8 protein-coding genes are annotated in these 11,709 nt (G+C 56.6%); 2 read left to right on the top strand and 6 right to left on the bottom strand.

Features of this window, described 5'->3' with window-relative positions; genetic code table 11:
* Window positions 1–70: 70 nt before the first annotated feature.
* The 6 genes from AC5M9B_RS02800 to AC5M9B_RS02775 all read right to left on the bottom strand — a co-directional run bounded on the left by AC5M9B_RS02800 (window position 71) and on the right by AC5M9B_RS02775 (window position 6,689).
* Complete coding sequence (locus tag AC5M9B_RS02800) at window positions 71–727, bottom strand: hypothetical protein (RefSeq protein WP_146736776.1); 657 nt, start codon at window positions 725–727, stop codon at window positions 71–73.
* Between the two features lie 194 nt (window positions 728–921).
* Window positions 922–1,809, bottom strand: a complete 888-nt coding sequence (locus AC5M9B_RS02795) for a cell division protein (protein WP_146736771.1) — start codon at window positions 1,807–1,809, stop codon at window positions 922–924.
* Between the two features lie 178 nt (window positions 1,810–1,987).
* Window positions 1,988–3,787, bottom strand: a complete 1,800-nt coding sequence (locus tag AC5M9B_RS02790; protein WP_146736769.1) for a bifunctional biotin--[acetyl-CoA-carboxylase] ligase/type III pantothenate kinase — start codon at window positions 3,785–3,787, stop codon at window positions 1,988–1,990.
* Window positions 3,784–4,287 (bottom strand): D-glycero-beta-D-manno-heptose 1-phosphate adenylyltransferase, encoded by a 504-nt coding sequence (gene rfaE2, locus AC5M9B_RS02785; RefSeq protein ID WP_003768921.1) that lies wholly within the window; start codon window positions 4,285–4,287, stop codon window positions 3,784–3,786. Before rfaE2 ends, AC5M9B_RS02790 begins: the two co-directional genes overlap by 4 nt.
* Before the next feature lie 192 nt (window positions 4,288–4,479).
* The gene (locus AC5M9B_RS02780; protein ID WP_146736768.1) at window positions 4,480–5,892 is read right to left on the bottom strand and encodes a PepSY-associated TM helix domain-containing protein; all 1,413 of its coding nucleotides are present in this window, start codon (window positions 5,890–5,892) and stop codon (window positions 4,480–4,482) included.
* A 320-nt stretch (window positions 5,893–6,212) separates the two neighbouring features.
* On the bottom strand, window positions 6,213–6,689 hold the full coding sequence (locus tag AC5M9B_RS02775) for a cyclic pyranopterin monophosphate synthase MoaC (protein ID WP_146736767.1): 477 nt from the start codon (window positions 6,687–6,689) through the stop codon (window positions 6,213–6,215).
* A 421-nt stretch (window positions 6,690–7,110) separates the two neighbouring features.
* On the opposite strand from AC5M9B_RS02775, the gene ppc reads away from it, so the two are divergent.
* Together ppc and AC5M9B_RS02765 are read left to right on the top strand one after the other, a co-directional pair.
* A complete protein-coding gene (gene ppc, locus AC5M9B_RS02770) occupies window positions 7,111–9,813 on the top strand; it encodes a phosphoenolpyruvate carboxylase (RefSeq protein WP_146736766.1) in 2,703 nt (900 codons plus the stop codon).
* Window positions 9,814–10,018: 205 nt separating this feature from the next.
* Complete coding sequence (locus AC5M9B_RS02765; protein ID WP_487648218.1) at window positions 10,019–11,365, top strand: chloride channel protein; 1,347 nt, start codon at window positions 10,019–10,021, stop codon at window positions 11,363–11,365.
* The last annotated feature ends 344 nt before the right edge of the window (window positions 11,366–11,709 follow it).

The following is an 11,709-nucleotide window of genomic DNA, read 5'->3' as shown; positions in this document are numbered from 1 at the left end:
AATATTATGGCTTTTTATGCCATAAATAACCATATCGTTCATCATGTAAAAATACGGACTGAATTTCGTTTTATTCCGCTTCGCACTGTTTCAAGTTAAACCTTGCCGCAGACGCTTCGCGTTTGTAATCTGTTTCGTTGATGTAGTTTGGCCGATAATCCCGCAGCCATTCGGACAATGGGGCAAGCGTTTTGCGGCAGGCCGCTTTATCTCCGGCATTTTTAAAGCTGACTGCCAAATCATTCAAACCCCGCATCCAGTCGGTCAGATAGAGGAATCTGCCACATTGGTTTAGATATTGCCGCTTGAGGTTTGCCGCCTCTCGGAAACGTTTGTCCCGATAGGCAGTCTGGAAACGCCGCTCCGCCGCCTCTGCATATTTTGAGGCGCAGGCCGTCGGCATTTTATAATAAACCCTGTCGAAAAAAGCGTTATGCCCGCAATAGCTTTGACAGGCTTCTCGGGCGGATTCGGGGATGTCCAAACGCACACTGTCGCGCTTGAAACTGAAATGCACGACACAGCCCTCCCCATCGCTGACAATACGATTGCGAACGACGCCTTCGTAATCGCACACATTGCCGTTTGGATTGATGGTACTGACGGAAAAACTGCTGCCCTCAAGTGTCAACACCCCGCTACTGAGACGGTCGTCGGCAATGACGTAGTTTTGTGCGGCAGCATGCAGGGATAACACGGCGGGAAGTAAAAAGATTAAGGGTTTCATCAATACGGACACTCCTCAGAATTGACGGTTTCAGGCATTCGGCAAAGTTTTCACGCCCGAAATGGATTCATTTAGAAAATACCCTCACTTCTCTTTTCACCCAAGCGGAAAAGACGGCAGGGGCTTCTATGGTTTGAATTGGCTATATTTCCGCAAAAAGGTCGTCTGAAAACTTTCAGACGACCTTTGGGGTTTTATTTGCAGGTTTTCATGTTCAGGCTGCCGTAGCGTCCGACGATGTTGCGGATTTCCTGTGTGTCTTTGTCATCGACCGACATGAAGATGACGGTCATGCGGGAGACGCTGAGGGTGCTGTCGGCGGCGTTACCTTTGTCGTCTTGTTCGACGATGCGCGCGCCGCCGAAGCCTGCTGCGGACAGGCGCGAGATGAGGACTTGGGCTGAGGAGCGGCTTTTCATCACGCCGAGGCTGATTTCGCCGTTGTAGAGCGTGCCGTTGAAGCCTTTGTTGCCGAGCGCTTCGAGACGGTTCATGGCTTCGCTGTCGGCGGGCAGCAGGACGCGGAAGGTTTTGGCGGCCTGGTCTTTCGATGCGCCGCGTTTTTCTACGGTGCGGCTGGCGGCATGCGGCCAGCGGGTCAGCAGGCCTTTGATGCGGTGGTAGTCGTCTTCATCCAGGGTAACGCTGGCGTTGGACGTACATTGGCGGGCGGCGGATGCGTTTTTGGCGGCGGGATTTTCGTTGGCGGCAGCAGCCGGATTGGTGTTTTCTGCGGCGGCTTTTTCTTTTTCGCGGCGGGCTTTTTCTTCACGTTCTTTTTTTTCTTTTTCGCGGCGTGCCAATTCCTCTTCTTCTTTTTTCTTACGCTCGGCTATGGCTTCTTCGGATTCGGGTTCGGGCAGGTCGGCTTGTGTTTCGTCGGTTTGCAGCCAGTCGGGTTGGGCGTTGTCGGCAGACGCGGGGGCTTGCTGCGGGCGCAGGGATTCGGGTTGGGCGAGTTCGTGGGCTCCGCCTTCTACGGGCGTGGCGGCGGGGGATTTGGCGTTGTTGAGGCGGTGCGTAATCATGCCGCCGAAGACGATGATGTTGAGTGCCACGAGGGCGGCGAAAAGCCATTTCATGAGTTGTTTTCCTTTTTTGTGTTCGGGTGCCGTTGTGGTGTGCGGACGATTTTGTGTTGTTATTTTGTGGCGGCTCGGCTGTAAAGCCAACCGGCTGAAGTGTTTTGTTTGGAGGTCGTCTGAAAAGCGGCATGGGCGTTTCAGACGACCTTTTGAATCGGCGCGACAGCGTTGCTGCTTATTCGGGCAGTGTGTCGGTCTGTTCCTGCTCTTGCGCGACCCAGTTCAATAAGCCGTAAATGACGAGATTATCTACAATTTTTACTGTATTGTCCAAAACAAACTGCTTGGGCAGGGCGTTAACGACTTTGCTTGCGCCGCCGCCGGTGATGATGACGTCGACGGGTCTGCCTTCGCCTGTTTTTTGTTGCAGCCGCCCGTGCATCATGATGACGGCTCCGCAAACGGCATCCATCATGCCGCTGGTGATGGCGTTGGGCGTAGTGGTGGGGAAGGGGTACACTTTGCCGGCGGGGCGATCGAGGTTGGCGGTTTTGGCGGCGAGGGCTTCTTTCATGAGGTGGAAGCCGGGCATGATGGTGCCGCCGAGATAGTGGTTGTCTTCGGTGAGCGCGTCGGTGGTTACGGCAGTGCCGCAGCTGACGACGACGCAGGCGTTTTGGCTGAAGCGGCGGCTGCCCAAGGCGTTGAACCAGCGGTCGGAACCGTGTTCGGCGGGGTTGCGGTAGTGGTTGCGGATGCCGAGTGCCTGCGGCATGGAGGGCAGCCAGCGGACAGGCACGGTCAGGTGGGCTTCGACGAGGGCTTTTTTGAGGTCGCCGCACACGGCGCAGCCGACGATGCGGGTGCGGTCGTCTGAACGTTCTGCCCACTCTTCGCCGAGCCTGCTCAAGTCGCGGTACGGCGCATGGGTTACTTCGTTGAACACGCCGTTTTCCACCCATGCCCATTTGAGCTGGCTGTTGCCTCCGTCGAGCAGGAGCAGGCGTTCGGGCGCACGCGGCGCGGCGGCGCGGGGCGTGTCGTCGGGGCGCAGGCTGATTTCGCCGCTGACGACGGTTTGTTCGCCTGCCGATGTCATCAGGTGCAACGCGCCTTGCGCATCGACGCTGAGTACGGTGCCTTCGCTTACGGTTTGCCCGTCGCGCAGGAGCAGGACGGGTTTGCCGTGGTCGCGGTGGGCGGTTTGGTATTCTTCGAGTAAGGGCGTGAACCCGTTTTGCGCGTATTGCGTCAGGACGGCATCGAGTTCGCCCAACAGTTTGTCCAACAGCGTTGAAGCGGCGATACAGTGTACGGCGGTTGCGCCGCGGGCAAGTTGCGCGTTGTGGAATAAGGCTTGGACAGAGGCGGCGTTTTCGACTTCTTTGGGCAGGACGAAATTAATGCCAATGCCGATGACGGCGGCGGTTTTGCCCTCGTTGCGGACGGTTTCGATCAGGATGCCGCCGAGTTTGTCCCTGCCGGCGACCAAATCGTTCGGCCACTTGATTTGTATGTCCAAACCCGATGCTGCCAAGGCACGGCGGCAGGCGAGCGCGACGGCGGGGGCGAGCGAGCCGAGTTCGTGCTGCGGTTTGTCGAATACCCAGCCAAAGCTGAACATCAGGCATTCGCCCAGCCGGTTTGTCCACTTGCGTCCTTGCCGTCCACGGCCTTTGGTTTGCAGATGCGCGACGCAGAGCGCTTTATGGGCTTGCTCGGGCGAAGTGCGCGCCAGATTCAGGATTTCGTCGTTGCTGGACGTGCATTCGTGTTTTAAGGTCGTCTGAAAACCGCGTTCCGCGCCCAAACGCTGCAAGGCTTCTTCGTTAAACAAGGCAAGCGGGCGCACGAGCCGCCATTGCCCGTCGTGCTGGCGCAGCAGTCCACGGATGTGCGCGGGCATCTGTTGCCAAAAGCCGTTGAGCTGGTGCGGTTTCACGCCCGCGATACGCGCCAAGTGGGAAACATGTTGCGGCAGACCGTCGGCAAGCTCCGCCAAAACCCGACTGTGCGGCAGTTTCAGTGCGGTCATTTGCCGCCCTCGGCTGCGCGGATTTTTTCCAGCGTTTTCGTGGTGGAAGTCTGGTGCAAGAACGGAATGGAAAACACTTTGCCACCGCGCGCCAGCGTTTCTTGCGCGCCGACGATTTTTTCGACCGGCCAGTCGCCGCCCTTAATCAGGATGTCGGGTTTGATTTGTTCGATCAGCTCGGCGGGCGTGTCTTCGTCAAACCAAGTAACCAAATCCACGCTTGCCAATGCCGCCGCCACCGCCGCGCGGTTTTCCAGCGGGTTGACGGGGCGGTCGTCCCCCTTGCCCAAACGCCGCACGGACGCATCCGTGTTCAAAGCCAGCACCAACGCCGCCCCCGCCGACCGAGCCTGCGCCAGATAGGTAACATGCCCCCTGTGCAGAATATCGAAACAGCCGTTGGTAAATACCAGCGGACGGGGAAGCTCGTGCAAACGCTGCGCCAATTCTTCGGGCGGGCAGATTTTGCGTTCGAAATCGGGGAGGGACCAGTCAGACATAATCGGGATTCCGTTGGGGATAAACAGACAGGCGGTATGATACCGAAGCGGGCGGAAAAGGAAAACCGCGGGATAAAAATAAGGAAAGGTCGTCTGAAAACCAAAATCGGATTTTCAGACGACCTTCAAACCCATCCTATTCGTGGGCATTGCCCACGCTGCGCATCGGTTTGCGGGAAACGGTTCAAACCGTTATTTGAACCACCGCGACAGCGCCGGAATCCGCGACAGCAAAGCCGTATCCAAAATCCAAATCACGGCGATGGCGGCGATGGCGGTCGGGAACAATACCGCCACGATCAAAAGCGGCACAGCCATTGCCCACCATACCGGCAGCTCGATTTTCTGCGCCGGGGGAACCAGTCCGCCTGCTTTGGCAGGACGGCGTTTCCACCACATCACACAGCCGCTGACGCAGATGAAAATAACCGCCAGGCAGAACAAGACGTTCGCCAACACGCTCCACCAGCCCAGCGTCCCCATGTGCAGCGCGATGCTGGCCGCCATGAATTTGCCGAAGAAGTTGTAATCGTCGAAACGGATGTCGGCCAGGATTTTGCCGCTGTATTGGTCGATGTGCACCGTGCGGTCGGCGGTCGGGCTGACCATGTCGTAGCTCATCGAATCCTGCGACAGCGTCCACACGCCCGTTTCACCTTTGGGCAGGTTGAGTTGGTAGCGGCCTTTGAAACCGATTTCGCGGGCGAAGCGGTCAACCGTTTCCAAAGTCATCGGTTCGCTCGGATTGATGCCGTTTTCGCCCTTCGTCGTACCGGAAACAGGCATGGGCGTGAGTTCCAGAACCCACGGTGCTTCTTTGGTTTTGCCTTCGTTCAACACATCGCCGTGGGTCGGCACGACGGATACGGGGTTTGGTTCGACCCCCCATTTACCGGCGGGGAACTGGCTCCAAGACTGAACGAACTTACCGCCCCAAATGCCCGCCCAAGCAACGCCCGATAAGCAGAACAGCAATAAAATCAAAGAAACCCAAGTACCGAATGCGCCGTGCATGCTGCGCCACCACGAGCGTCCTTTGCCCGCTTTCGGCACAAGCATGGATTTCAGGCTGCGCTGTTTCGCCCACCACAGATAAATCCCTGTAATCATCATCAGGATAGTCAGCGACGCGGCGGTTTCTATCAGATAATCGCCCGCCGTGCCGAGCATCATATCGCCGTGGATTTCATCCATCGTGTGATACCAGCCCTTACTGCGCGGCATGGAACTGACGACTTTCGCCGTATAAGGATCGACGGCGACCATGGTCGCTTTGTCGTCGTTGTTCACGCGGAACACGGCAACCATATCGTCGGCGCGCGGCGCGATATATTGCACCACCGACGCGGTTTCAGGGTTCACAGACTGGCGCGCCGCTTCCGCCTGCGCCGACAAAGGCTGCACCTGCGCCTGCGGGGTAACGTGTATACGCTCACCCTCTTTGCCGGTAATGTTGGCAAATAGAAGCATTCCCAACCCTGTTATGGCAAGCAAGGTCAGAAAGGGAGCGACCAGAAGTCCGAAATAAAAATGCCACCGCCACACGGTCAGATAGCGGCGGTTGGCTTGTTGTTCGGAACGAGGAGCGGGTTGGGATGTGTTCATAAATTCTCTCTGTTGTTTTATCGTGAATTGAAATTAGAAAACGCCTGCCCGCATGGGAATGACGACATAGGTATCCCCTATTTGATTTGAATTTACTATAAATTAATACAAAATAACTAATACTTTATAAGTATAACGAAGTTTTGGAATGCTAACAATTCCTGATGAAACCATTGCCGCATAAGGAAATGCCAAAAGAAGACCGTATCCGGCAGAAATAGTTCACCGACCGAAAGCATTTCATAGCAAAGCTTTAGCGTAAATAAAAAGGTCGTCTGAAACCTCAAAGCAGGTTTCAGACGACCTTTTTATTTGTTCAATCAGAAATCAATGTTTTCGTAGGCATCGTCAAATACGAACGGGCCGCGTTCGCCGCCGCTTTCGGATTCGAGGTGGATGCGGGTCATCATCATGGATTGGTCGACTTCTTTCATCATGTCGTAGATGGATATGAGGGCGATGTTAACGCCGGTAATGGCTTCGGTCGTGATGCTTTTGCCGACTTCCGAGGAAACGGTTACGGTGGCTTTGACGTAGGCGAGTTCGATATCGACATCGAAATCGACGCGGACGTGTTGCAGGGGAAGGGGCTGGTAAAGCGGGACAAGCAGTCCGACCTGCTTGATGCCTTGTACGGCGGCGATACGGGCGACGTTGAGGATGCCTGCGTTTTGGGTGGCGTTTTCTGCCAAAACTTTGATGGCGGAGGTACTCATATTGATGGAGCCGCTTGCTACGGCGGTGCGGACGGTGAGTTGGCGTTTGTCGTTTTCGCGTACGGAATTGAAGTTAAACATACTGTGCCTGCGTGAAAATAGGATTTTATGTCATAGTATAGTGGATTAAATTTAAATCAGGACAAGGCGACGAAGCCGCAGACAGTACAGATAGTACGGAACCGATTCACTTGGTGCTTCAGCACCTTAGAGAATCGTTCTCTTTGAGCTAAGGCGAGGCAACGCTGTACTGGTTTAAAGTTAATCCACTATATTTTACGGGATTTCTGCGCTTCGGACTATGCTGCGGATACGAACGGCAGAATAATCGGACTGAAATGCACGGACGGTTTTGTTAAGGAATTAACGGCTCGGCTTGTGCGGACGCGGGTTACATCAAGTTTCAGCGTTTTGCAACACCTTTTCCGATGGCGGTTTCAGACGACCTGCTATACAATGTTTTACGTTTGTTTTTGAGATAAATAAATAAAGAGAGAAAATCATGCAACTGCATATCCTGAACAATCCCAAGGACGCCGCTCTGGCAGCAGACGCGGAATTTTTAAAACAGTCTTTGTACAAACTTCTGCACGAAGAAGCTTCGCCTTTGGTGGTGGAAACGGTCAAGCTGTTGTCCACTTCGGACGACAGCGCGGCTTTGATTGAGAAGGTTTTGCCGCAACTGGACGAACAGCAAACCCACGACCTGACGCTTGCCTGCGGTCTATTTGCGCAGATTCTGAACATCGCCGAAGACGTACACCACGAACGCCGCCGCCAAATCCACGAAGAGGCGGGACACGGCGGAGCGGAAGGCAGCCTGGCGGAAACGGTACGCAAACTCAAAGCGGCGAAAATCGGCGGCAAGGCGGTTCAAAAACAATTAAATACGACGAATGTTACCGCCGTTCTGACCGCGCACCCGACCGAAGTGCAACGCCAAACCGTGTTGAACTTCAACCGCCGCATCCGCGCCCTCCTGCCCCGTCGCGAACGCTGCACCCATGCCGACGCACTGGCGGAGTTACGCCGCGAAATCGACACTATTTTGCTGGGCTTGTGGCAAACCAGCGAAACGCGCCACCACAAACTCAGCGTCAACGATGAAATCAACAACGGCGTGTCCATTTTCCCGATGAGTTTCTTCGAGGCGCTGCCCAAACTTTACCGCAGCATGGAACGCGAGTTTCAGACGACCTATCCTGACGTTGACGTGCCCGACATCTTAAAAATCGGCGGCTGGATAGGCGGCGACCGCGACGGCAATCCGTTTGTCTCCGCCGAAACCCTGCGTTTCGCTTTCCGCCGCCATGCCGACGCGGTGTTCCGTTTTTACCGTGGCGAACTCGACAAACTCTACCGCGAGCTGCCGCTTTCCGTCCGCCGCGTCAAAGTCAACGACGACGTGATGGCGATGTCGGACGAATCGCCCGACGAAGAAATCGCCCGCACCGAAGAGCCGTACCGCCGCGCCATCGCCTACATCATGGCGCGCGTCATGGGCAAAGCCCGCTCGCTCGGTTTGGGCATGGGTTGCAAATTCGGCTTCATGATGCCTTATGCCTCTGCGCAAGAGTTTTCAGACGACCTCCACAAGCTGCAACGTTCCCTGCGCGACAACGGCAGCGCGCTTTTGGGCGAAGGCAGGCTCGCCGACCTGATCCGCTCCGTGTCCGTGTTCGGCTTCCACATGATGCCGCTCGACTTGCGCCAACACGCGGAAAAACACGCCGATGTCGTCGCCGAACTCTTCAAACACGCCGGTTTGGAAGACTACGGCAGCCTGTCCGAAACGGAAAAACAGAAAGTCCTGCTGCGCGAGCTGAAACACCAGCGGCCGCTGTCCAGCCCGTTCATCACTTACAGCGAACACACACGCCGCGAAATGGCGATTTTCAACGAAGCGCGCAACATCAAAGACGAATTCGGTGAAAACGCCGTTACCCAAAGCATCATCTCCAACTGCGAACAGCCCAGCGACCTGCTCGCCCTCGCGCTGCTGCTTAAAGAAAGCGGTCTGTTGACAGTTGAAAACGGCAAACCGCAAAGCCGCATCAACATCGTCCCCCTCTTCGAAACCATCGAAGCCCTCGAAAACGCCTGCCCCGTCATGGAAACCATGTTCAGCAACGAATGGTACCGCGACCTGCTGCAAAGCCGCGACAACATTCAGGAAATCATGCTCGGCTATTCCGATTCCAACAAAGACGGCGGCTACGTGACCAGCTCTTGGTGCCTCTATCAGGCGGAATTGGGTTTGGTCGAACTCTTCAAAAAATACGATGTCCGTATGCGCCTCTTCCACGGCCGCGGCGGCAGCGTCGGACGCGGCGGCGGTCCGTCTTACCAAGCCATCCTCGCCCAGCCCGCAGGCAGCGTGGCCGGACAAATCCGCATCACCGAGCAAGGCGAAGTCATCACCGCCAAATACGCCGACCCCGGCAACGCCGTGCGCAACCTCGAAACCCTCGTCGCCGCGACGCTCGAAGCCAGCCTGCTGCCCGATCAAAAAGACCCCGAACCCGCGCTCATGCAGGCATTGTCGGACGTATCGTTCAAATACTACCGCGAGCTGATTACCCACCCCGACTTCATCGACTATTTCCTGCAAACCAGCCCCATACAGGAAATCGCCACCCTCAATCTCGGCAGCCGCCCCGCCAGCCGCAAGACCTTGGCGCGGATACAGGATTTGCGCGCGATACCGTGGGTGTTCTCATGGATGCAAAACCGCCTCATGCTACCCGCGTGGTACGGCTTCGGCAGCGCGGTGGAAAGCCTGTGCGAAGGCAAACCCGAAACCCTCGCCTCCTTGCAAGAACACGCGCAGCACAACCCATTCTTCCAAGCCATGCTCTCCAATATGGAACAAGTGATGGCGAAAACCGACATCACCCTCGCCGAAAACTACGCTGGCTTGAGCGAATCGCCGGAAAAAGCCGCCGTCATCTTCGGCATGATTAAGGAAGAATACCAACGCAGCCGCAAAGCCCTGCTCGACCTTTTGCAAACCGACGAACTCTTGCGCGACAACCGCAGCCTCGCCCGTTCGCTCGCCCTGCGGATTCCGTACCTGAATGCGCTCAACGGCCTGCAAGTCGCCATGCTCAAACGCCTGCGCAAAGACCCGCACGACCCGCACACTCTCCTGATGGTGCACCTGACCATCAACGGCGTGGCACAAGGTTTGCGCAATACAGGTTAAGGCAGCACGAAAAAAGGTCGTCTGAAAACCGTTTCAGACGACCTTTAGACCAAGCGCAAAACCGTAACGCGGGCTTTACCCGCGAAAACCCAGACTGTTTTTCACCCCGCTTGCCGCCCTTCTTTACGGGCTATTTTTACCTTATTCGCGAACCGCCTTCCGCAATAACCCTTTTCAGACGACCTTTTCCACACTTCCGCATACCATGCCGACCAAACCGCCCGCCTACCACATCACGCACAAAATCCGCCAAACCCGCCGCATCTCGCGTAAAAGCATTGCTTTTCTGTTCCTGCTGGCAGGTTCGGCACTGGTCGCGCTGACCGCCCTCCTGTTTGCCTGGATGGCGGATTTCGCGTTGGAAACGAATGCGGAGTTGGTGCAAAAATATCCTTGGTTTGCCTGGGTTGCTCTGCCCTTCGGGCTGCCGCTCATCGTCTGGATTACCCGCCGTTTCGCCCCCTACACCTCCGGCAGTGGCATCCCGCAAGTGCTCGCCAGCCTCGCCCTGCCCTACGGCGCCAACAAAACCCGCCTGATCCGCCTCCGCGAAACCCTCATCAAAATCCCGCTTACTTTCCTTGCCATGTTCGCAGGCGCGTCCGTCGGGCGTGAAGGACCGTCCGCCCAAGTCGGCGCGGCAGTCATGAGCGCGTGGGGCGCATGGTGCAAAAAACACGGCTTCGCATTCCGCGGCATGCAGGAAAACGACCTCATCGCCGCAGGCGCGGCAGGCGGGCTTGCCGCCGCGTTCAACGCCCCGCTCGCAGGCGTGATTTTCGCCATCGAAGAACTCGGGCGCGAAGTCATGTTGCGTTGGGAGCGGCAAATCCTGCTCGGCGTCCTCGCCGCCGGTTTCATCCAAGTCGCCATTCAAGGCAACAACCCCTATTTTTCAGGCTTCAGCGGCGGCGCGCTCGACAATATGCTCGGCTGGGTATTGGGCTGCGGACTCGCGTGCGGCATCGCTGGCGGACTGTTCGGGCGCACCCTGTATCTCGGCGCCACCGCCTTCGCCCCCGCCAAATGGCGCGAACACATCCGCCGCCATCCCCTGATTACCGCCGCCCTCATCGGCATCCTGCTCGCCGCCATCGGCACACTTTACCAAGGCAAAACCTACGGCACCGGCTACCACGAAGCCGCCCAAGCCCTGCGCGGCATCCACGAAGCCCCCGCCGGACTCGCCGTCGCCAAATGGTTCTCCACCGTCCTGACCTACTGGACAGGCACACCCGGCGGCATCTTCACCCCTTCCCTCACCATAGGCGCAGTCTTGGGCGAACGCATCGCCGTCCTCACCGGACTTACCCAAGGCACCCACGTCCTCGTCCTCCTCTGCATGGCGGCCTTCCTCGCTGGCGCCACCCAATCCCCGCTCACCTCCGCCGTCGTGGTGATGGAAATGACCGGCGGACAAAACCTCCTCTTCTGGCTGCTCATCGCCTGCATCTTCGCCTCACAAGTCTCCCGCCAATTCTCCCCCCGCCCCTTCTACCACGCCGCAGGCACACGCTTCAAACGGCAGGTGGAACAAAGCGGACAGAAGTGAAGCACGACATCAGTGATGAGTGAATATGTAGGAAAGGTCGTCTGAAAGCTTAACGATTCGTAGGCATAGCCCACGCTACAAAGTTTGTTGATAACACAAGTGCCGCAGCATGGACTCGGTCAACGAAAACGATTGGCAAAAAGGTCGTCTGAAAATTCAAAAATCGGGTTTTCAGACGACCTTTGTGTTTGGGTGGCTATCGGTTTTCGCTGGTGCGGGGTATTGGTAGCGTGGGTTTTACCCACGAAGATAATTGACGGACAGGTCGAGACCTTTGCAAAATTCCCCAAAATCCCCTAAATTCCCACCAAGACATTTAGGGGATTTTCCATGAGCACCTTCTT

This window comes from Neisseria flava (genome assembly GCF_982712965.1).
This window is presented reverse-complemented; position numbering and strand designations above follow the sequence as displayed.